This is a genomic window from Paraburkholderia tuberum STM678 (genome assembly GCF_902833905.1).
Classification (GTDB): domain Bacteria; phylum Pseudomonadota; class Gammaproteobacteria; order Burkholderiales; family Burkholderiaceae; genus Paraburkholderia; species Paraburkholderia tuberum.
The window spans coordinates 79148-101086 of the sequence record NZ_CADFGP010000002.1; the positions used below are offsets into that span (position 1 = coordinate 79148).

The window sequence follows — 21939 nt, forward strand, 5'->3', positions numbered from 1 at the left end:
CGTCACGCATGGTTGGAGACCGCTGGCGGCACCGTCAGCGCACGGCCCACGCGCGCCTCGATCTTGCCGTAGCGCCACAGGTTGTAGTCGCCGACCGGCGTCGTCCGATACAGATTGCACACGGCCACCGCGGTATCGAAGTCGGCGACGTCGGCCATGATGTAGAACGTCCACGGCGCGCCATCGGCGTTGCCGACCACGAGCCGATCGTCGTCCATCACGCCCAGCACGCGCACGTTTTCCATCGCTTCGATCGCGTTCAGCATCTTGCCGTACGCTTGCCACACTTCGCCGATCTGTTCGCGCGGCAAGTCGAAGAAGTTCTGCGAGACGCCGCAGCAGAACAGCACACGCAAAGGCAGGTTTCGGTTGTCGCTCATGGGAACGTTCCTTGGTTCGGTTGATAGCCTTCGAGTGTCGGCATGATGACCGGTCAGAGCAGGAAGCCGATCGCGCTCAGCGCATCGGTGGAATCGATCAGGCGGATTACTTTCTCGACGAGACGCGGCTCGCCGCTCGCCATGCTGATCTTGTGCGTCAGATCGGCCGCGAAGATCGTCGACGTGCCGCGCTTGTACGCGATGATGATCTGCGACGACTTCACTTCGACCACGTCCGCGCTATCGCTCGCGAGCGTGAAGCGCGACACCGTGCGCACCGTGCGCGCGGCATCCGAGGCGGATGCCGAATAGCCCGACGTCATGCGCTGCACGCGCAGCTCGCGCATGTGCTGATCGTCGTACGCGTAGTTCAGCGTTGCCGCGTAATCGGTCGTGTTCGGATCGATCGGCACCACGTAGTGGCCCGCCGGGTCCCACAACTCGAGCCACTCGCGATAGTCGCGTCGATCGAGCAATTCGGCTTCGCGCCAGATGAACTCGATCGCGCGCGCAAAGGTCTGATGGGAAAAGAGTGCGTTTCTGTCGTCCATCATGCCTGCTCCATCATTGCGCGCCATTGCTTGTAGGCTTCGCGCATGCCGGTTTCATCGGTTGCGTGGGCGGTTTTCTCGCCGTTCGCGGCGGTCGTTTCGCGATTCAGACCGCGATTGACGAGGATCGGTACGTCCGGTCCCGCATGCGAGCCGCGCTGCACGCGCTCCCACGCTTCGGCGTCGTCGGGACTGCCGAAGCCGAACGGGCCCTGGAAGTGCTCGTGAATGCGCAGGCGCACGCGGTTCGCTTCTTCAGGACCGCCGTCCATCGCGAGCGCGACGTGGCGAATCTCCGTTTCCTCGGCGGAAATCGGCCGCAGCACACGGAAAAACGCCATCGACAGCGCGAGATTCGGGAACAGGTTCAGGTTGAAGCCGACGCCCATCAGCGAGCGCACGATGCGGCGCACTTCTTCCGGCGGGTGCTTTTGCGCGAGTTGCGCGGCGAGTTCGCTGAAGCGCTCGGGCAGCGGCGCGCCATCGTCGCGGTCCAGATCGACGATCTCGGGCATCAGCACCGCGAGGCTGTGACCGTTGCCGAGCGAGCGGCAGAACGCCTGGTCGCTCGTCATGAAGCTGGTGATCGCGGCGGCGGTTTCGTCGTCGATGGACTTCATCCACGACTTGTGCACGACCGGAAAGTGGTACAGATCCGTCGTGTTTTCGAGCTGGATCTTCCAGTTGCCCTTGAACTTGAACTTGTGCTCGCCGTTGGCCTTGATCGGATAGCCCGCGCCCTGCTTCATGAACAGGTCGATCCACGGCTTCGCGCCGCCGAGGAAGTCTTCGAGCGGTTCGATCGTTTCGTTGAAGCTCGCGAAAATGAGGCCCTGATAGACGCCCACGCGCAGCTTCTTGAGCGGCAGATCGCCCTTTTCGCATACGCCTTCGTAACCGTCGCCGTACGGCAGAGCGCGCAGCGTGCCGTCGAGCGCATAAGACCAGCTGTGATACGGGCACGTGAAGCCCTTCGCATTGCCCTTGTGCTCTTCGCACACGGTCGCGCCGCGATGCCGGCAGCGGTTTTGCAGTACGTTGACCGCGCCGCTCTTGTCGCGCACGACGATCACCGGCTGCCGGCCGATCGTCGTCGTGATGAAATCGCCGGGCTTCGGCAGCTCGCTGTCATGCGCGACCCAGATCCACGTCTTGTAGAAAATGCGCTCCAGTTCGACTTCGAACAGCTCGGGATCGTAGTACAGGGAAGGCGCGATGCGATCGGCCTCGGCGCGCTTGGCTAAAGCGCTGGTGTCGATGGTTTGATAGGTCGGTGTACTCATCGTATGCGGGGGCAGTTGCGTGGTTGGAATGAAGACGCACATCGACGCGACGAGTCGCGTGCAACACATCAGCGCATCCTCTCGTTGACATCAGTCTCGCTTTGCGACGATCATGCGTCAAATCGATTAAAAACAGGTTGCCGAATAAGTTCGGCTGATATCACAAGAGACCCCATGACCTCCATCGACCACGTCGATCTCAATCTGCTGAGGGTGTTTCAGGCGATCGTCGAGGAGCGCAGCCTGACGAAAGCGGGCGAACGCCTCGCGCTGTCGCAGCCCGCGGTCAGCTACTCGCTCGGCCGTCTGCGCACGATGTTCGACGATCCGCTCTTTATCCGCACGCGCGCGGGTATGCAGCCGACCCCCGTCGCGCTCGAGCTGGCGGAAATCGTCGGCCACGCGCTCGATACCGTGCGTCAGGCGCTGCGTTACGCGGAACGTTTCGATCCGGCGACGAGCACGCGCACGTTTCGTCTGTCGCTATCGGATGCGGGCGAAATGGCCTATCTGCCCGCGCTGTGCGCGGCGCTGCAGAAGTCCGCGCCGCGCGTGAAGCTGGTCGTCGAGCCGTTGCCGGTGGAGGAGATCGAGGAGGCGCTGCGCTCGAGCCGGTTGGACTTCGCGATCGGCAATCTGCCGTCGCTGCTGCCGCGCACGCGGCATAGCCTGCTGTTCGAGGAATCGTATGTGTGCATGACGCGCAAGCGCCGCGACCTGCCGAGCGGTGACACGCTGAAGCTCGAACGGTTTCTGGCCGCGTCGCACATTCAGGTGCGCTCGCTCGAACATAGCCACCATGCGCTCGACGACGCGCTGCGCGCGCAACGCGTCGGCCGCAATATCGCGTTCGCGTTGCCGCACTTCGTCGCGGTGCCTGGCGTGCTGGCCGCAACGGATCTGTTCGCGACGCTGCCCGAACGGCTCGCGCATATCCTCAATCGCGGCGACGCGTTCCGGATCTATGCACTGCCCGTGCCGCTGCCGAAGGCCGCCGTGACGATGCACTGGCACGAGCACTTCCACGAAGACGAAGGCATCGCGTGGATGCGCGGCCTCATCACCGAGATCCTCGCGGGCTTCGAGAAAATGTGATTACGCGCAGGTGAATCAGAGGTCGAGCACGAGCACGGGAGTGCGCGAGCGCGACACGCAGCAGCAGATCACGCTATTGCTCGCGCGCTCGGCCTTGCTCAGGCAGTGATCGCGATGCTCGGGCTCGCCGCTGACCACATCGACCATGCAGGTACCGCACACGCCTTCGCCGCATGACGTGTCCACTTCGATACCGATCGACGCGAGCGCATCGACGATCGACGTGTTCGCATCGACTCGCACCGTCTGACCGCTACTCGCGAGCTGCACGTCGAAGCTATCGAGCAACGCTTCGGCCACGGGAGCCGGCTCCGCCTTGAAGCGTTCGAGATGAATCGCTTCCGGGGGCAAGCGTTGCTGAGCGCTCGCTACGACAAAATCCATGAACGGCGAGGGACCGCACGTGTAGACATGCGCGTTCGCGCCTGCATCGAGCAGGCACGCATCGAGCGCGGGTTTCAGCTCCTCGGGCTGCACGCCGAAATGCAGCTTCACGTGCCGTGCGAACGGCTCGCGCGTGAGCAGCGTCATGAAGGCCGCGTGCGCCTCGCTGCGGGCGAAATAGTGCAGCGCGAAGCGCGCGTGCCGCGCGGCGAGCCGATAAGCCATCGACAGCAACGGCGTAATGCCGATGCCCGCGCCGATCAGGATGTGCTCGTCCGCGCTTTCTTCGAGACGAAAAAGGTTGCGCGGCGCGCCGACCGACAGTTCGGTGCCGACGCTCACCTCTTCATGAAGCGAGCGCGAGCCGCCGCGCGATTGCTCCTCCTTCTTCACCGCGAAAATCTGCGACTCGATACACTCCGGGTCGCCGCACAACGAGTATTGCCGCGTGACGCCCGAAGGACTCGTGACGTCGATATGGGCGCCGGGTTCGTAGCGCTCGAACGGCAGCCCATCGAGCCGCGAAATGCTGAACGAGCGGACCCCGTGCGCTTCTTCGCACAAGGCATCGACGCGGACTTTCAGGGTTGAAGCTTGCATGATTGCCTTCCGATGTATTCCTGGGGGGACGATATGCCGAGATTAGCGCCCCGCATCGGATAAGCAAAATAGATTAAAAAACCGTGCTTGCATCAATGCGATTTATTTTATGCTGAAGTGTCAAGCGCCCGACAGCGCGTCCTCCTTGCGTTGCGATTCGCTGCGCGGCTGCGTCGCGTCATTCGAAAACGGTATGTTCGGCTTCGTGAAGAAGCTCAGCACGATGCCGAAGAGCATTACGCCGATCGACAGTACGAACGTCAGATCCCAGCTGTGCAACCGGTCGGCGACCAACCCGGCGATGACTGGGCTCACGATCGCCGCAGTGAAGCCGGTGCCGCTCATGATGCCGCTGGCCGTGCCGGAGCGGTCGTAGGCGACGTCCATCGGAATCGCCCACATCGGGCCGACGTTCATTTCGTTGAAGAACATCGCCGCGGCAAGGAAGATCAGCGAAATCATCGGATCGTGCAGCAGCACGACGGGAACCAGCGACAGCGCGGTCAACGCCATACACGAGGCCACCAGATAGCTGCGCGCAAGCTTGACGTTGCCGGTCCTGCGCAACAGGCGGTCGCTCGCCCGAGGTGAACACCACGGCCTTCCTGATGTTCAGGTGGAACGAATGCATGAAGTACAGCGGCATCCAGTCGAGCATCAGCCACAGGATCCAGTTGTAGCAGAAGTACACCGCCGAGATCACGTGCCATGCGTTTATACAGGCGCATCCACGTGCCGCGCGGATCGACCGGACGCGTCTTGGGAGGCGGCAGTTTATCCAGTTCGGCGCGCGTGATGCGCGGGTGATCGACGGGACGCTCCGTGTAGGTCAGATACCAGAGGACCAGCCAGACGGCGCTCATTGCACCGAGCAGATAGAACGAAAAGCGCCAGTTGAACGCGGTCATCAGCGTGAGGACCAGCATCGGTGCGATGGCGTTGCCCAGCCGCGCGGACGAGTGCGCGATGCCCTGTGCCATGCCGCGCTTGTCACGGGCGATCCACGAGGCCATCGCGCTAGTCGAGGCCGGAAACGTCGCGCCTTCGCCGAGACCCAGCAGCACATCAGGCACAACATCACCAGCACGGTGGTGGTGGCCTTCAGCGACAGGCGTTTCATGTGTCGTCCTCCAGATGTCATTTATTTTTTGCGGTGAAGCCCTGCCATTGCGCGTGCAGCGCAGGACGCTCAGCCCTTCGGCGTTCCCGAGCCGAAGGCCGCGACGGCGTCGCGGAACCGCTGGCTGCCGTACACCTGCTCGACGAGATCCTCGTCTGCGAGGCTTTGATCGATCACGATGCGCCGCAAGCTCTCCTTGACCGCATGCTGCGTCACGGGCGATAGCGCAACGAGCCGCTCGGCGAGCGCGCACGCCGCGTGGCCGACCTGTTCCTTCGCCGTGACGTCATACACATAGCCGCACGCGTGCGCTTCGGCGGCGCTGAGGAAATCGGAGAGCAGCAGCATCTTCTTCACGCGCGGCACGCCGAATGCCGCCACGAGCCTCGCGAGATTGCGTGACGACAGCGTGTTCGATAACGTCTTTGCGATCGGCGCGCCGAAGCGCGAGCCCTGCGCACAGATGCGGAAGTCACACGCGGTAGCGATGGCGAGTCCGCCACCCACGGCCCAACCGTCGATCGCGGCGACGGTGGGCACCGCAATGCGTTCGACCGCGTCGATCACCTGTTCGACGAGCGCTTCGTATTCGACGCCCTGCGAGCCTGCCGTAAAGTCGCGGAAGTAGTCGATGTCGGTGCCCGAGATAAAGGACTTGCCGCCCGCGCCGCGTAGCACGATGCAACCTACGGTTTCGTCCGCGCGGCATTGGTCGATCAATGCCAGCAAGGTCTCGTACATCGGAATCGACATCGCGTTGTGCCGCTCGGGGCGGTCGATCACGATCTGCGCGACCGACTCCGTCAGACGTTCGAGCCTGACTTTCTCACTCGTCGCTTCGCTCATTTCGCGGCCCCGTTGATCTCTGCGTAAAGCTCGTCGTTGTGCTCGCCCAGCCGCGGCGGATGGCGTCTTACGCGCTGCGGCGTACCGAGCATCTTGACCGGAAAGCCGATGTTCTTGACCTTGCCTTCAACCGGATGGTCGATCTCCATGCACATGCGGCGATACTGCGCATGTTCGCTGCTGAAGGCTTGCGGATACGACAGGATCGGTCCGGCGGGAATGCCCGCGGCCAGCATCGTCTCGATCCATGCCTCGCAGTCGCGCTGGCCGAACGACTTCTCGAGCGATTCGATCAGCGCTTCGCGGTTCTTCAGGCGCAGGGAAACGGTCTCGAACTCGGGATTCGTCAGCAGATCGGTCCGCTCCAGCAGTTCGCAAAGACGCGACCACAGCTTCTGGTTGGTTGCGCCCATCACGAAGTAACCGTCGCGCGCCTTCACGGCCTGATACGGCGCGCTCATCTTGTTGCTGGTGCCAAGCGGCGTCGGCTCGACACCCGTTCCCCAGTAATCCGACATATCCCAGATCGAGAAGGCCATCGCCGAATCGAACAGAGACGCGTCGACGTGTTGCCCCTGCCCGGTCTTCTGCGCGCCGATATAAGCGGAAAGCACGCCGTACACGGCGAACAGCGCACAGCCGATGTCGGCCACCGGCACGCCGGCCTTCACGGGCTTGCCGCCTTTGTAGCCCGTCACGCTCATGACGCCGGACATGGCCTGCGCCATCAGGTCGAAGCCGGGGCGCTGCGACCACGGGCCGCTCTGACCGAAGCCCGAGATGCTCGCGTAGACGATCTTCGGGTTGATTTCACGGATCGTCTCGTAATCGATCCGCAGCCGCTGAACCACGCCGGGCCGATAGTTCTCGACGATCACGTCGGCGGTCTTGGCCAGCTTGTAGAAAAACTCGCGCCCTTCGTCGGTCTTCAGGTCCAGCGCGACCGAGCGCTTGTTGCGGTTCATGTTCAGAAAGCCCATGCTGTCCGGGCCTTTCATCTTGAAGCCCATGGCGCCGCGCGTCTGGTCGCCTTCGAGGGGTTCGACCTTGATGACGTCCGCGCCGAGATCGGCGAGCATCATGCAGGCGAACGGGCCGGCCATCACCTGGCTGACGTCGAGCACACGGATGCCCTGCAGCGGCAACGGCCGGTTGTCCGTATCCGCGTCGTCGCTGGATGGTGTTTGTGCGTGGCTTTGCGTCATGTCGTCTCCTGTTTTTCCTGCCGGGCCGCTGTCGCGCGAAGCGCGTCGCGCGGCCGGCCGTTGCAGCACCGTGTTGGCGTGCGTCAACTGTCGCGCACGCGAGGTGCCGCCGCAAGAATGCGACAGTCATACCTGGTTTCGCAAAAGACGAAGGGGGTGGTGCTTTGCAGTCGAGGGTGTCGAGCGCAGGAACTGCTGCGCCCGCGCTTCAGCGGCCGGCCACGCGCCGTCCGGCCGTGAGCGCGGCTTCGACGTTGCGCAGCGTCTGCGCCTGCGCATGTCCTTCCACACAAGACAGTACGTAGCTACGTTGATGCCAGTCACCCGCGAGCTCGACGACGCCGAGGCCGTCCTCGGGATGGAAGCTGCGCAGCACGTCGGGCGGCATCAGACCCACGCCGAGCCCGTGGCGCACGACGGCGAGCATCGTGTCGAAACCATTGACCAGATAGTCGCAATCGAAGCGGCGGCCGCGGCTGTGAAACGCGCGCTGCACGGCGGCGAGGATTGCCGAGCCCTTGCCGAGGCTGACGAGCGGAAGCTCGAGCAAGGCGTCGAGCGTGATCGGCTGCGGATCAAGATGGAAATGTGCACGGCTATAAACGAGCACCAGCCGGTCCTCGCGATAGCGCATTTGCGGCAGATCGAGAAAGCCGCTCTTCTTTTCGTAGATGCCGATGTCGATCATCTTGTCGCGCAACATCTGCTGCACGATGCGGCTGTTCTCTTCGACGATCTTCAGCGAGATGCCCGGATAGGCATTCCGGATCGCGGCGATATCCGCGGCGAGAAACTCGATGATCACGGCTTTCGGCGCGCCGATCACGATGCGTCCGTCGAACCCGCTCACGAGTGCCTGCGCCTCGCTCGCGAGCCGGTCCACCAGCGTGTCGACCTGCTGCAGATAGCCGAGCAGCTTGCCACCCGACTCGGTCATTTCCACGCCGTGCGGTACGCGCCTGAAGAGCTTCGTGCCGAGTTGCTCCTCGAGATCCGACACGCGCCGCGACGCCGCCGCCACCGCGAGCCCCAGCCGGTTGGCCGCCCGCGAGATGCTGCCCTCTTCGACCATCGCGACGACGAGACGAACGGTGGTGGTGTCGACTTTCATGCGCTGACATGAGGACCGGGTCTTGGGGGAGTGCCATGTTACCGCACTCCTTTACCTCATACTGCGCGGGCCAAAGCGAAGCCTTCGCGCGATACACGTCACCGCGCGAAGGCTTGCACGCCAGGCAGGCGAAGCATTACGGCTGACGCGTTTCGTGCGTGAACTTCAGCGTGACGACGGTAACGAGACCGAGGAAGATCAGGAACACGGCAACCGGCCAGTAGGCCTGGTAGTGCGCGAGCAGCGCGGTCGCGATCAGCGGCGACAGGCCGCCCGCGAAGATCGACGCGACTTCGTGACCGAGCGCCACGCCGGAATAACGGACTTCGGTGCTGAACAGTTCGCCGACGAGCGCTGGCAGCGTGCCGATCATCGCGCCGTGGCAGACGGCCGTGCCGAGCAGAAGCGCGAGCCAGATCAGCGGCGTGGACTGCGTGTTGAGCAGCCAGAAGAACGGAAACGCCATCACCACGAGCGACACCGCGCCGATCATATACACCGGCTTGCGCCCGATGCGGTCCGACAGCTTGCCCCACGCGAGCATCGCGCCCATTTCGACCACCATCGCGAGCATCACGCCGGTCAGCATCACCGAATTCGAAATGCCGACGAACTTGCCGTACACGAGCGAAAACGCGAGAAAGATATAGGCGCCGCCGTTTTCCGCGACCCGCAGACCCATCGCCATCAGGATCTCTTTCGGGTGACGCTTGATCGCTTCGAGCACCGGCATATGCGCGGTCTTGCCGGCTTTCTCCGCGTTCTCGAAGTCGCGACTCTCCGGCAGGTTGTGACGGATGTACACGCCGAGCGCGAAAATCACGATGCTCGCGAGAAACGGCAGACGCCATCCCCATGACATGAACTGATCGTGCGGCAGCGCTTGCGCCGCGAGGAACGCGCCTGCCGACAGCACGAAGCCGCCGCCCACGCCGAGCTGACTCCACGCCGCGAAATAGCCGCGTTTTTCGGGCGGAGCGTTCTCGCTGATCATCAGCACGCCGCCGCCCCATTCGCCACCTGATGCGATGCCTTGCAGCAAGCGCAAGCCCACGAGCGCCGCGGGGGCGGCCAGACCGACGTGCTCGTAGGTCGGCAACAGCCCGATGCCGAAGGTCGCAAAGCCCATGATCAGCAGCGTCCAGACGAGCGACGCGCGGCGTCCATAGCGGTCGCCGATATGCCCGAACACGATGCCGCCCAGCGGACGCGCGACGAAGCCGATCGCAAACGCGGCAAACGCCCCGATCGTGCCGATCAACGGGTCCGCGTGCGCGGGAAAGAAAAGTTGCCCGAGCACGAGCGCAGCCGCGGTGCCGTACACGAAAAAGTCGTACCACTCCATCGCGTTGCCGGCCACCGACGCAATGATGATTTTCCTGAGTGCGCGATCCGACTCTTCTGTGGCGCGCCCGGCCGCGATCGGGGATTGAACGGAGGACATGTCTGCTCGCATTTGAATTGGGGGGATGGCGGCCTTTCAGAAAAGGCTTCGCACGATACGCAGTGTCGAGGCGACAGATAGTGGCGTCAAATTAGCCGAAAAGCAGGGCGGGTATCAGTGCAGCTAATATGCCCGGCGTGCCCGGGCACCCGCGGGCAAGCTCACGGGCGCTCAGCGTGCCGGCTGATGAAACATCGTATGGATGGTCTCGCGCAGCCACGCGATGCCGGGGTCCGCCGCGAACTGCGAGTGGCAGTGCACCTGGATTTCGATCGGCGGCAGCGAAAACGGCAGCGGCAGAATCCGGAACGCCTTGCCGCGGTTGAAGCGCTTCGCGATGCTTTTCGGAAAGATCACGGCAAGATCGGTATTCATCACGATCTCGGGCGCGACGACGAAATGCGGCAGCCGCAGCACGACCTCGCGCTTCAGGTTCAGCTCGTCGAGCCATTGCTCGACCATCCGATGCCCGGTCGCATTGGTGCTCGCGTACACGTAGCGTAGCGCGGTCAGATCTTCGCGGCTCGGCCTCGTCTTGCGCAGCGGATGACCGGCGCGCACCACGCACACGTGCTCGTCGACGAACAGCGTCCGGCTCACGCAGCCCGCGTCGAGACCCGGCACATAGCCGAGCGCGAGATCGACTTCGCCGGCGCGCATCGCCGCGCTGACCGACTCGACCGGCACGTTGGCAACCTCGATGCGGATGCCGCGCGCTTCGCGATCGAGCAGCGCGGCGAGCGGGGGCAAGAAGTAGAACTCCGACATGTCCGACATCGACACGCGAAACACCCGTCGCGCGGTCGACGGCTCGAACTTCGCCAGCTGCTGCACGGCTTCGTTGATGATCGCGAACGCTTGCGCGAGCGGCGGATAGAGGCGGTACGCGGCATCGGTGGGGACCATGCCATTGGGCGTGCGCGAAAACAGCGGGTCTTCGAACAGAGTGCGCAGACGGCGCAGCGCATGACTGACCGCCGGTTGCGTGAGACCGAGCCGATCGCCGGCCGCCGTCAGACTGCGCAGGTCCCAGATCGCGAGGAACACGCGTAGAAGATTCAGATCGGCGATGCCGGGATTCAGCTTGTTCATGCGCAGCTCTCGCAAACTAAGGCATGTCGCTGGCCGCGCGACGCGCCGGTCAATATGCGGCGAGGTTACCGTAGATGCTGCGCATTGCAAAATGCGGCGTCGCCCCGCTGTATGGCGGCAGCGCGTGGAAGTCGCGGCGCATCGCATCGCGCACCGGCGACGCGAGCGCATCGGTGAGCGCGCTCGCATCGTCGAACACGATCTTGTTGCGTTGCATCGCGCTCGCGCGCGCAAACGGCAAACCGCTGCGGCTGTCGATGCGCGTGTAGATCTCCATTTCGCGCAGCGCCGGCAATTGCAGCATCAACGGCGGATGATGCGCCAGATAGTGCGTAAGCCACGCGTTGAAGTCTTGCGCGACGCCTTCGTATGCGACCAGATAGGTGCAGCGTTGCGCGTTGTCTTCGACCGACGCAGCCTGCGGTGGCGCGAAGATGCGCACGGCCATCACCTGCTGCGAGAAGCTTTGCGGGCTGAATCCGGCGCGCATGGCCGAATGCAACGCGTGCGCGATCGCGCCGTCAGGTTCGAGCGCGGCTTCGAGCGGCTCGAGTTCGTCGAAGTACCACTGCAGCACGCATGACGGCGCATCGGCCGCCGGCGCGATACGCGCATCGACCTGTCCCGCGATCGGCTCGTGCACGATCAGCTTGCGCAGCCCCGCGACTTGCGTGGTGGCCCGCAGCAGCGCGCGCGGGTCCGTGAGCGATTGCCGCGCGTCGCTCGTGCCGATCAGAAAGAGACAGACCTGCATCGTCATGCCGCCTCGCAAGCCGCGACACCGGCACGCGCAAGCCGGTGGAACTGCCTGCCGAAGTAGACGAGGCCATCGCCGTCATCGCGCGTGGCGATCCGTTCGATCCGCACGAACATCACCGAGTGCGAGCCCACCGTCTTGCTGTCGACGATCTGTCCTTCGAGGCTCGCGAGCGCGTCGCCAAGCACCGGAGCGCCGAGCGCTCCCGGCTGCCACGCGCATTGATCGAAACGCGCGTCCATCGAGCAACCCGTCATGCCCGCGAACACGCGCGCCAGCTCCTGGCAGTGCGCGCCAAGGATGTTGATGCACAGGTTCGCGTTTTCGTGCATCACGTCATGCACATAGCTCGATTGATTGATGCACACCAGCATGGTCGGTGGCGTATCGGTCACCGAACAGACCGCGCTCGCGGTGATGCCGCAGCGCCCGCGCGGACCATCGGTCGTGATGATGTTGACGGCCGCGCCGAGGCAAGCCATCGCGTTGCGGAAGTGCGTGCGCGTTTCGTCGTGCGTCATGACAGTCGCTCCTACGTCGCTCAGGGATAGGGCGTGACCGGCGGTATGCCGACGAACAGCGCGCCCGACGCGTCGTAGGTGCCTTCGCCGAGAAACGCGTGCTGCGTGACGACGATCGAATCGCGCACCATCCGCTGCATGCGGCTCTCGCGATAGATCGCGCCGATGCCAGCCATCTTGTACGCCTGCATGACCACCTCGGCGCACGTATGCGCGGCATGCGTCGCGGAGAGCCGCAGCAGATTGGCCTCGCTGGGCGACACGGGGTCGCCCGCCATGACCGTGCGCCACGAAGTTTGCGCCGACTCGAAGAAGAACGCGCGCGCGCTGCGCAGATTCGCTTCCGCCTGCGCGAGACCCGAGCGATAGTACGCGCGGTCGGCAAGACGCGGCGCGCCGGTCGTCGTTCTGGTTACGCCGGACATACCGGCCAGCAGGTCGAGCGCCGCGCGCGCGAGCCCGAGGTTCACCGCCGCATGCACCTGTGCCTGATATGCGACGGCGGGGTAGCGGTAGAGCGGCTCGTCGATCAGCGGCGCACCGCCGCGCACGAAGGTCCATTGCTCGTCGACGAACCTGTTTTTCAGGCGCAGATCGTGGCTCCCGGTGCCTTGCATGCCGACCACGTTCCAGTTGTCGACGATCTCGACTTCGCTCGCCGGAAACACGGCCGTGAACGGCTTGCCCGCGTTCGCGTCGCCGACCTTGCCCGGCGCGCCACCGATGCCGACGCCGAGCCAGTCCGCGCCCTTGCAGCCGCTCGCGAAACGCCATTGACCCGACACGACGTAGCCGCCGGGCGCACGCTCGGCCGGTTGCAGGGGATACAGGCCGCCCGCGAAAACCTGGTCCGGACCGGACGCGTAGATGCGGGCCTGAGTCTCGACCGGCAGCGACGCAAGATACGTGTTCGCGGAGCCAAAGGCCGCGACCCATGCGGTCGAACCATCGGCGATCGCGATGCGTTCGAGCATCGCCAGAAACTGTGGCGGCGGCAGCGCGTCGCCGCCGAAGCGTTTCGGCGTGCTCGCGCGGAAGATGCCCGCGCGCTTCATCTTCACGATCATGTCGCGCGGGACGTGTGAAACCGCATCGAACTCGTCGCGGCGACGCTCGACTTCGGTGATCAGGTCATCGAGCGACAGCGGGCCCGTGTATTCGGGGTAGTCCTCCTGCGTGTCGATGATGGGTGCGTCGGCGGTGCAAGCGCGGGCGCTGGCGGTATGAACGGCGTGCATGCGCGTTACCTCTTGATTCGGTGATGTGAACGATGTCATTCGGTTTCCTGATGCGCTTCGATGCGCATCGCTTTCGGATAGGTCTCCCGGGCGAGCAGCGTCGCGATCACGGTGATCAGACCGAGCACGCCGAGATACAGAGCGACCGGCGTCGCGCTGCGATAGTGCGCGAGCAGCGCCGTGGCGATCATCGGCGACAGGCCGCCGCCGAGCACCGAGGAGATTTCGCGCCCGATGCCAAGCCCCGAGAAGCGCAGATGTACCGGCAACAGTTCGCTGATGAACGCGGGCTGCGCGCCTTCGAGGATGCCGAGCGTGAGGCTGTTCGCCAGCACGAGGGCCGTGATCACTTTCCAGTATTCGCCGGAGCCGAGCAGCGCAAAGTACGGCCATGCGACAAGCACCAACGCAATCGCGCCGGCGAGATACACGGGCTTGCGTCCGACCTTGTCGGTCAGGTAGCCGAAGAACAGCGAGAACGGAATCATCAGCAGCATCGAAAGAGTCAGGCCGCCGAGGATCCAACTCGATTTGATGCCGAGGAACTGGCCATACGCGATCGAGAACGCGAAGAAGATGTACGACGCACCGCCTTCGCCGAAGCGCAAACCGAAGATCGTCAGCACTTCGCGAGGACATTGCCGCAACACTTCGATCACCGGCATGCGGGTGTCGCGACGCGTTGCCTTCGCTCGAGCGAACGCGGCGCTTTCGCCGACCGAGCGGCGCATCCACAAACCCAGTGCGACGAGTGCGGCGCTGCAGAGGAACGGAATGCGCCAGCCCCAGCTCAGGAAATCGGCAGACGACAGGTTCCGCACCAGCAGGAACGCACCGGTCGACAGCACGAAGCCGAGCGCCGCGCCGCACGGACTCCATGCGGCGAGCGCGCCGCGCTTCGATTGCGGCGCGTTCTCATGGATCAGCAGGATGCTGCCGCTCCATTCGCCGCCCGCGGCGAGCCCCTGCACGATGCGCAGACACACGAGCAGCGCCGGCGCGGCGAGGCCGATCTGCTGGTAGGTGGGCAGCACGCCCATCAACATAGTCGCCGTGCCCATCGCGAACAGCGTCAGCATCGTCACGAGCTTGCGCCCGTAGCGGTCACCGAGATGTCCGCACAGCACACCGCCGATCGGCCGCGCGATGAAGCCGACCGTGAAGCCGCCGAACGCGGCGATGGTGCCGGTGAGCGGATCGCTGCCGACGGGGAAGAACAGCTTGCCGAATACCAGCGCGGCGGCCGTTCCATACAGGAAGAAGTCATACCATTCGAGGATTTGACCCAGCACGGCGGTCGTGACCGCGCGTCGTACGCCGCTCGTCGCGGCGGCGGATCGGCGTGATGCGAGCGGGGCGCTCAGATCGGAATTCACGGCGTCAGAGTTCATGGCTCAGGGAGAACGAAGATTGAGGTTCCCGCATGACGATGGCTCTACGCAGCGGGGCGAATCACATCCGGACGACATGGCTGCACGATATGAGCGGCGATAAACGCGGTCAAATTCGGGCCAAAAATGGTCGATATGAATGGCGTGCATGGGCGAGGCCCGGATCGAGCGACGCGCGAATGGTGAGGAGTTCCAGGAGGTGGCGTTACGGTGAGGGTTTACGGGAGCGGTGGGCGGGATGCGCGACGGCTCACGCGGTGCGCGTCGGAACGGCGATGGGGATGAGGTGCGTCGAAGCGCGCAGCACGTGCTTCGCTGGCTTCAACGTTGCGGTGAACGATTGCGTTTCGGACCAGCGAGCGCGGAGCGCGTCGACGTCCAGTGCGCGAAAAACACGCTCGAATGCAGGCCTAAAAGTTGAAGCGAGCCTGTTGAGGTGAGGTCTTCCAGGATGGTGAGGATTTCCAGGAGTCGAGAGAACGACGCTTTGTGCGCCATGGTGAGGAGTTCCAGGAGGTCGACCCCGCATTCGAGACCTCGCGCTCGCGGCAATTGCTCAATCCGGGTAGAACGGAAGCCTTTGGCTCCCGAAAAACCTCACCTGGGGGCGATCGCTCACGTTGCGTACGGCTCCGTCAGAACTTTACCTTCAGCTGAAAACCAATCGTAAAGGGCAGATTGTCCGATGGGATCGGCGGAATGACGATGAAGTTCGCGCCGACGCGCTTGTATTCGAGCATCACGATCGGCGCGACCACCGGGCCGATCGTGTGATTGCTGCCAAGCCCCCAGTTGCCATAGTTATAGCCGGAGATGATCCCGCCGATCGCCGCGATCCGCACGATTCCCCAATGCGCGAACTCCGGCGCCCACACGCCGCCGCCGTAGTAGGACGGCCGACGCAGCGAGTTGCGAAAGCCGCCGGCCGTCAGCGCCCACTGGTTGTTCAGCCAGCATTCGACGCCAAGCCCGGGATTGAACTGCTCGAAGTGCGTATCGGGATCGGGGTTGATGTGATACGAGCCGAGCATCGCGTCGACCCATACACCGCCGTCACACCAGTTGCCCGCGTGCGCCGCGGAGAGCGCCGCGAAGCTGGCGAAAAGCGCCACCGCGGCGCGCCGGATATTCTTGTTCATCTGCCTGAAGTGCATTTCTTCTCCGTCACCGGTCGAGCGCCGGTGTCATGGTGTTCTGGCGATCCGCGTGCCGCCCGTCGCGCACTGTATCTGAAGCCGTGCGGTCGATGTCGAGGACTCGCTCGGCTGGCCGGGCACGCGACGTGCCCCCGCTGCCGGAACCGCCACGATAACGGAGAACCGATGGCGCCGTGATGAACAAGCGGTGAAGAAGTTCGCGGCGCGCATCGGGTGCGCCGCCGGCGATGAATGTGGTGGGAACGTCTACAGACCGAGATCGGACAGGCTGGAGTGATCGTCGGGCCGCCGGCCGAGCGGCCAGCGATACAAGCGGTCGGCTTCGCGGATCGGCAGGTCATTGATGCTTGCGTGACGATACGCCATCAGACCATGCTCGTTGAACTCCCAGTTCTCGTTGCCATACGAGCGGAACCAGTTGTTCGAATCGTCGTGCCATTCGTACGCGAAGCGCACCGCGATGCGGTTGTCGGTGAACGCCCACAGCTCCTTGATCAGCCGATAGTCGAGCTCCTTCGCCCACTTGCCGCGCAGAAAGCCGACGATCTCCGCGCGGCCATGCACGAATTCGGCGCGGTTGCGCCACACGCTATCCGTCGTGTACGCGAGCGATACGCGCTCGGGTTCGCGGGTGTTCCACGCATCTTCCGCGGCGCACACTTTCTGTATCGCGGTATCGCGAGTGAATGGCGGCAGCGGCGGGCGGGCTTCGATCGTATCGGCCATGATGGTTCCTCAGTCAGGTGGTGGTGCGCCGCGATGGCGGCCGTTTGGTTGCGGCGGGTTTCACTGCCGCATCGAGCAAGGTCTTGCCAACCGCCCGCGCGTCGAGCGCCGCATCGGCTTCGCCGCTCACGAGCGCCACCGCGATCGCGCCGTCGAGCAGCACGAGCCATTGCCGCGCGAGCGGCGCCGCGCGACGCGCATCGATTTCGGCTTCCACGACGAACGCGACGCATTCGGCACGCACGAAACCGAGCAGCCGTGCCTTGTGTTTGCGCGCGACGACGCGGATCGGATCGTCGGCGGATTCGATTTCGCCGGCCGCGTTCAGAAACGCGCAGCCATGAAAATCCGCCGATGCGAACCACTCGCGCAGCACGTCGAACATGCCGAGCAGGCGTCTGCGCGCGCCCTTGCCGCGCCGTTGCGTGCCGGCGATAAACCAGTTCATCCAGCGCTCGTCGCGCCGTTCGAGCGCGGCCGCGATTAGCGCATCTTTCGACTCGAAATGCGTGTAAAAGCTTTTGCGCGCGGTGCCGGACTGCCGCACGATCGCATCGACGCCGGTTGCATGGATGCCGCCGGCGTAGATGAGCGCCTCGGCGGCATCGAGCAGCCGCTCGCGCGCCGTGCCGGGCTGGGCCGCGTCATTTGGATCGGTCGGAATCGTTTCGTGTGTCATGGACGAAAAGGTAGAACGATCATTCTCCATCGTCAAGTTTTTCTTCGAGCTTCGGCGCTGTGGGTGCGCTTGCTGCTATCGTGATGGAGATAGCTTGATCACCGCTCAACCGGAATCGCTTCGATGAAACCATCCTCCGTTCGCACCGCGTGGGTACGCGCGCTGCTCGGCGCAACGCTGCTGGGCGCGGTGGCCTGCACGCCGATCCAGGTGCTCACGCATTCGGTCAGTCAGAACGAGGCGCGCGTGCCGCCCGGACGCTACGACATCGATCAGGACCATACGAGCATCACGTTCGATATCGATCACCTCAAATACACGCGCTTTACGATGCGTTTCGATCGCAAGCAGGGGGAGCTCGACTGGAACGACGGCGGCCTCGACCGCAGCACGGCGTCGGTCGCGATCGACGCCGCGAGCATCGACACGAACGTGCCGCTGCTCGACAAGATGGTGAAAAGCGACAGCATGCTCGACGTCGCGCGCTATCCGCAGATCCGCTTCGCGAGCACGCGTTTCGAGCGCACCGGCGAAGCGCACGGCACGCTGAGCGGCGATCTGACGATCCGCGGCGTCACGCAGCCGGTCACGCTCGACGTCACGTTCAACGGCTTCGCGCCCGATCCGCTAACGAAGAAAGACACGCTCGGCTTTTCCGCGGACGGTCATTTCAGCCGCGCGAAGTTCGGTCTGTCTACCTGGTATCCGGCCGTCGGCGACGATATTCACGTGCGCATCCAGGCCGAGTTCGTGAAAACGCCCGCAGGCGCGTAAGCGCGCTGCGGGCGTCAGCGTTCTGACGGCGAAGCACCGACTCAGGCTGAGGTCCAGTCGAGAATCACCTTGCCGCTTTCGCCGGAGAGCATCGTCGCGAAGGCTTCCTGATAGTCGTCGACCTTGAAATGGTGGGTGAGGATCGGCGACAGATCGAGGCCGCTTTGCAGCATCGCCACCATCTTGTACCAGGTCTCGAACATCTCGCGCCCATAAATGCCCTTGATTTCAAGGCCTTTGAAGATCACCTGGGTCCAGTCGATCGCGGTTTGCGCGGGTGGAATGCCGAGCAGCGCGATCTTGCCGCCGTGGTTCATCGCTTCGAGCATGCCCGTAAAAGCACTCGGCACGCCCGACATTTCGAGTCCGACGTCGAAGCCCTCGGTCATGTGCAGATCGTGCATCACGTCGCGCAACGATTCGCGCGACACGTTCACCGCGCGCGTCGCGCCCATCTTGCGCGCGAGTTCGAGGCGATAGTCGTTGACGTCGGTGATCACGACGTTGCGCGCGCCGACGTGCCTGGCGATCGCGACCGCCATGATGCCGATCGGCCCAGCGCCGGTAATCAGCACGTCTTCGCCGACGAGGTTGAACGACAGCGCCGTATGCGTCGCGTTGCCGAACGGATCGAAGATCGCGGCGAGATCGTCGGAGATTTCAGGCGGGATCTTGAACGCGTTGAAGGCCGGAATCACCAGGTATTCGGCGAACGCGCCCTCGCGATTCACGCCGACGCCGATCGTGTTGCGGCACAGATGCCGGCGGCCCGCGCGACAGTTGCGGCAGAAGCCGCAGGTGATGTGTCCTTCGCCCGACACCCGATCGCCGATCGCAAAGCCGCGCACTTCCTGCCCCATCTCGACGATTTCGCCGACGTATTCATGGCCGACGTGCATCGGCACCGGAATCGTCTTCTGCGCCCAGTCGTCCCACTTCCAGATATGAATGTCGGTGCCGCAAATCGCGGTGCGCGTGATGCGGATCATCACGTCGTTATGACCGACTTCGGGCTTCTTCACGTCGGTCAGCGTGAGGCCCGGTCCGCGTTCGAGTTTTGCCAATGCTTTCATCTGCTTCTCCATTCGAATCACGCGGCGATCACGTGGGGATGACGCCGAGCTCGCGGCCGACGCGCGCGAACGCCTCGACGGCACGGTCGATCTGCTCCGGCGTGTGCGCGGCGCTCATCTGCGTGCGGATGCGCGCGCGGCCACGCGGCACCACCGGGAACGAAAAACCGATCACGTAGACGCCTTGCTTCAGCAGCGCATCGGCCATCTTTCCCGCGAGTTGCGCGTCGCCGAGCATCACCGGAATGATCGGATGTTCGCCCGGCACGAGCGTGAAGCCGAGCGCGCTCATCGCGCGGCGGAAATGCGCGCCGTTTTCGCGCACGCGTGCGCGCAGCAACGCCCCTTCATCGCTGGCGAGCAATTCGAGTACCTTCAGCGACGCCGCCGCGATGCTCGGCGTGAGCGTGTTCGAGAACAGATACGGGCGGGAGCGCTGCCGCAACAGTTCGACGACTTCCTTGCGCGCCGCGACGTAGCCGCCCGATGCGCCGCCGAGCGCCTTGCCGAGCGTGCCGGTAATGATGTCGACGCGCGCCATCACTCCGCAATGCTCGGGCGTGCCGCGACCGTGTTCACCGATGAAGCCGACGGCGTGCGAGTCGTCGACCATGACCAATGCGCCGTACCTGTCGGCCAGATCGCAGATGCCGGCGAGGTTCGCGATGATGCCGTCCATCGAGAACACGCCGTCGGTCGCGATCAGTTTGAAGCGCGCGCCCGCCGCATCGGCTTCCTGCAGGCGCGCTTCGAGATCGCCGAGGTCGTTGTTCCTGTAGCGAAAGCGCTTCGCCTTGGACAGCCGCACACCGTCGATGATGCTCGCGTGATTCAGCTCGTCGCTGATGATCGCGTCGTTTTCGTCGAGCAGCGTTTCGAACAGGCCGCCGTTCGCGTCGAAGCAGCTCGAGTAGAGAATGCAGTCGTCGGTTTGCAGGAATGCGGCGAGCGCCGCTTCGAGTTGCTTGTGCACGGTTTGCGTGCCGCAGATGAAGCGCACCGACGCCATCCCGAAGCCGTCGCTGTCGAGGCCTTGCTTGGCGGCTTCGATCAGCCGCGTGTCGTCGGCGAGACCGAGATAGTTGTTTGCGCAGAAGTTCAGCACGTCGCTGCCGTCGGCAAGACGCACGTCGGCCGACTGCGGACTCGCGATCACGCGCTCGCTCTTGTAGAAGCCGTCGGCGCGGATCTGGTCGAGGGTGCCGCGCAAATGGGCAAGGTATTGGTCACGCATGAACGGGACTCCTGAGAGTGATGGCGGCCGCATTCGCATGCGCGCGGGAAGGGCGGCCTGTTATAGTCGGTTGTCAGCTTTATCGGATATTTTCGTTTTTCCGAACTAAAATCCGGTATATCGAACAACTCTAAACGATGGGTCAGGAAATGGCAAGTTCGGGTACACGCCGCACCGCGTCCAATGCGGCGCCCACCTCCGCCAGCGCGGCATTACCGCCAAGTGCGGCGATTGCGGCGCCGCCGCGCGTCGGCGAACAGATTCAACGGCTGCGCGCCGAGCGGCGCATGACGCTCGACGATCTGTCGCGCGCGGCCGGCGTGTCGAAATCGATGCTCTCGGAAATCGAGCGCGACAAGGCCAATCCGACGATCGCGGTTGCATGGCGGCTGACCAATGCGCTTGGCGTAAGTCTCGATTCGCTGTTTGCGCCGCCGAAGTCGCCTGAGGCAATCGCCGTTTCCGGACCGCGCGATATTCCTACGCTAAGCGGTCACGAAGCGAAATACCAGTTGCGTGTGTGGGGACCGATCGAGCTGGCCGGCAAGTTCGAGTGGTACGAGTTGACGCTGCAGCCAGGCGGGGCCCTCGTGTCGAACGCGCACGAGCCAGGCACGCGCGAGCATCTGACCGTGCTGCACGGCTCGATCGACATCGAGGCGGCCGGCGCGACGAAGCGGCTCAAGGTCGCGGACACCGCGCGCTACGTCGCGGATGTTCCGCATGCGATCCGCAACGTCGGCAAGAGCGAGGCGAAAGCGCTGCTGGTCGTGATTCACGGTTAGTCGTTCGGCCAGGTTGCGCCCGGTACTGTATGTTTGTACAGTATCAGGTGTCGATTGGAGCCGAGAATGAACAACCTGAAAACCGACCCTACCGATCAAACTCTCGCCGCGCTGCGCTTCCAGACCGCCGCGCGCGATCTCGAACATATCGTGCGCAGCATCGCCACGCGCTACATCGTCAGGCAGGTGCCGCTCACGTGGCGTCTGCTCCATGCCATCGAAGCCGAGGCGCTGGCCGATCTCGGTTTTGCCAGCCGGCACGACGCGCTGATGCTCGGGCTGTTCCAGCGCCCGTCCGATCTGCCTTATCCAGAAACCGATGACGGCGTGGATTTCGGCACCTCCAACGCATTGCCCGCCGTTTTTGCGTTTGCCGTCAATGCGTACGAGGAAGCGGCGCGCCGGGCGGCGCTGCCACGGCCGGCCGATGCGCCCTTAAAGCGCGCCCGGGCGTGGGGCGGCTAATGGCGGCACCACGTCGGGATGGCTCGGA

Annotated in this window: 24 protein-coding genes; 4 read left to right on the plus strand and 20 right to left on the minus strand. The window is 64.1% G+C overall.

What is annotated here, in order from left to right; genetic code table 11:
* Positions 1-2: 2 nt before the first annotated feature.
* From HWY30_RS02000 to HWY30_RS02010, 3 genes are read right to left on the minus strand one after another with little or no spacing between them, the layout of a single operon-like run.
* Positions 3-380: a hypothetical protein gene (locus tag HWY30_RS02000; protein ID WP_018424046.1), complete on the minus strand. Its 378-nt coding sequence runs from the start codon at positions 378-380 to the stop codon at positions 3-5.
* A 53-nt stretch (positions 381-433) separates the two neighbouring features.
* Entirely contained in the window at positions 434-934 is a 501-nt protein-coding gene (locus HWY30_RS02005; RefSeq protein ID WP_026226450.1) for an aromatic-ring-hydroxylating dioxygenase subunit beta, read from the minus strand.
* Positions 931-2214, minus strand: coding sequence for an aromatic ring-hydroxylating oxygenase subunit alpha (locus tag HWY30_RS02010; protein WP_090810337.1), 1284 nt, complete (start codon positions 2212-2214; stop codon positions 931-933). The genes HWY30_RS02005 and HWY30_RS02010 overlap by 4 nt, the downstream gene beginning before the upstream one ends.
* Before the next feature lie 174 nt (positions 2215-2388).
* Between HWY30_RS02010 and HWY30_RS02015 the strand changes: the two genes are divergently transcribed.
* Entirely contained in the window at positions 2389-3309 is a 921-nt protein-coding gene (locus HWY30_RS02015; protein WP_090808172.1) for a LysR family transcriptional regulator, read from the plus strand.
* A 15-nt stretch (positions 3310-3324) separates the two neighbouring features.
* Here HWY30_RS02015 and HWY30_RS02020 read toward each other — a convergent pair whose 3' ends face one another.
* The 15 genes from HWY30_RS02020 to HWY30_RS02085 form a co-directional block, all read right to left on the minus strand.
* Entirely contained in the window at positions 3325-4293 is a 969-nt protein-coding gene (locus tag HWY30_RS02020) for a PDR/VanB family oxidoreductase (protein WP_090808170.1), read from the minus strand.
* Between the two features lie 120 nt (positions 4294-4413).
* Positions 4414-4806, minus strand: a complete 393-nt coding sequence (locus HWY30_RS41385) for an MFS transporter (protein WP_244144745.1) — start codon at positions 4804-4806, stop codon at positions 4414-4416.
* Positions 4797-5306, minus strand: a complete 510-nt coding sequence (locus tag HWY30_RS41390) for an MFS transporter (RefSeq protein ID WP_244144746.1) — start codon at positions 5304-5306, stop codon at positions 4797-4799. The genes HWY30_RS41385 and HWY30_RS41390 overlap by 10 nt, the downstream gene beginning before the upstream one ends.
* Before the next feature lie 176 nt (positions 5307-5482).
* Entirely contained in the window at positions 5483-6259 is a 777-nt protein-coding gene (locus HWY30_RS02030; protein WP_090808168.1) for an enoyl-CoA hydratase, read from the minus strand.
* Positions 6256-7464, minus strand: a complete 1209-nt coding sequence (locus HWY30_RS02035) for a CaiB/BaiF CoA transferase family protein (RefSeq protein WP_090810335.1) — start codon at positions 7462-7464, stop codon at positions 6256-6258. Before HWY30_RS02035 ends, HWY30_RS02030 begins: the two co-directional genes overlap by 4 nt.
* Before the next feature lie 208 nt (positions 7465-7672).
* Positions 7673-8575, minus strand: a complete 903-nt coding sequence (locus tag HWY30_RS02040) for a LysR family transcriptional regulator (protein ID WP_090808166.1) — start codon at positions 8573-8575, stop codon at positions 7673-7675.
* A gap of 136 nt (positions 8576-8711) precedes the next feature.
* Positions 8712-10019, minus strand: a complete 1308-nt coding sequence (locus tag HWY30_RS02045) for an MFS transporter (RefSeq protein ID WP_090808165.1) — start codon at positions 10017-10019, stop codon at positions 8712-8714.
* A 171-nt stretch (positions 10020-10190) separates the two neighbouring features.
* Positions 10191-11111 (minus strand): LysR family transcriptional regulator, encoded by a 921-nt coding sequence (locus HWY30_RS02050; protein WP_090808162.1) that lies wholly within the window; start codon positions 11109-11111, stop codon positions 10191-10193.
* A gap of 49 nt (positions 11112-11160) precedes the next feature.
* On the minus strand, positions 11161-11871 hold the full coding sequence (locus tag HWY30_RS02055) for an EthD family reductase (RefSeq protein ID WP_090808160.1): 711 nt from the start codon (positions 11869-11871) through the stop codon (positions 11161-11163).
* Positions 11868-12389, minus strand: a complete 522-nt coding sequence (gene hpaC, locus HWY30_RS02060) for a 4-hydroxyphenylacetate 3-monooxygenase, reductase component (RefSeq protein ID WP_090808158.1) — start codon at positions 12387-12389, stop codon at positions 11868-11870. The genes HWY30_RS02055 and hpaC overlap by 4 nt, the downstream gene beginning before the upstream one ends.
* Before the next feature lie 20 nt (positions 12390-12409).
* The gene (locus tag HWY30_RS02065) at positions 12410-13627 is read right to left on the minus strand and encodes an acyl-CoA dehydrogenase family protein (protein WP_090810333.1); all 1218 of its coding nucleotides are present in this window, start codon (positions 13625-13627) and stop codon (positions 12410-12412) included.
* A 35-nt stretch (positions 13628-13662) separates the two neighbouring features.
* Entirely contained in the window at positions 13663-15018 is a 1356-nt protein-coding gene (locus HWY30_RS02070) for an MFS transporter (protein WP_167368731.1), read from the minus strand.
* 635 nt (positions 15019-15653) lie between these two features.
* On the minus strand, positions 15654-16172 hold the full coding sequence (locus HWY30_RS02075; RefSeq protein WP_090808157.1) for a hypothetical protein: 519 nt from the start codon (positions 16170-16172) through the stop codon (positions 15654-15656).
* Positions 16173-16421: 249 nt separating this feature from the next.
* Complete coding sequence (locus tag HWY30_RS02080; RefSeq protein WP_090808155.1) at positions 16422-16901, minus strand: nuclear transport factor 2 family protein; 480 nt, start codon at positions 16899-16901, stop codon at positions 16422-16424.
* Between the two features lie 13 nt (positions 16902-16914).
* Positions 16915-17580, minus strand: a complete 666-nt coding sequence (locus HWY30_RS02085; protein ID WP_090808153.1) for a TetR/AcrR family transcriptional regulator — start codon at positions 17578-17580, stop codon at positions 16915-16917.
* A gap of 123 nt (positions 17581-17703) precedes the next feature.
* Here HWY30_RS02085 and HWY30_RS02090 point away from each other — a divergent pair, with 123 nt between their 5' ends.
* On the plus strand, positions 17704-18354 hold the full coding sequence (locus HWY30_RS02090) for a YceI family protein (protein ID WP_090808151.1): 651 nt from the start codon (positions 17704-17706) through the stop codon (positions 18352-18354).
* 41 nt (positions 18355-18395) lie between these two features.
* On the opposite strand, the gene tdh is transcribed toward HWY30_RS02090, so the two are convergent.
* Together tdh and HWY30_RS02100 are read right to left on the minus strand one after the other, a co-directional pair.
* Entirely contained in the window at positions 18396-19427 is a 1032-nt protein-coding gene (gene tdh / locus HWY30_RS02095; protein WP_090810329.1) for an L-threonine 3-dehydrogenase, read from the minus strand.
* A 28-nt stretch (positions 19428-19455) separates the two neighbouring features.
* Positions 19456-20661 (minus strand): glycine C-acetyltransferase, encoded by a 1206-nt coding sequence (locus HWY30_RS02100; RefSeq protein ID WP_090808149.1) that lies wholly within the window; start codon positions 20659-20661, stop codon positions 19456-19458.
* Between the two features lie 137 nt (positions 20662-20798).
* Between HWY30_RS02100 and HWY30_RS02105 the strand changes: the two genes are divergently transcribed.
* Positions 20799-21446, plus strand: coding sequence for a helix-turn-helix domain-containing protein (locus HWY30_RS02105; protein WP_090808148.1), 648 nt, complete (start codon positions 20799-20801; stop codon positions 21444-21446).
* A 66-nt stretch (positions 21447-21512) separates the two neighbouring features.
* A complete protein-coding gene (locus HWY30_RS02110; protein WP_090808147.1) occupies positions 21513-21911 on the plus strand; it encodes a DUF2471 family protein in 399 nt (132 codons plus the stop codon).
* Positions 21912-21939 lie beyond the last annotated feature (28 nt).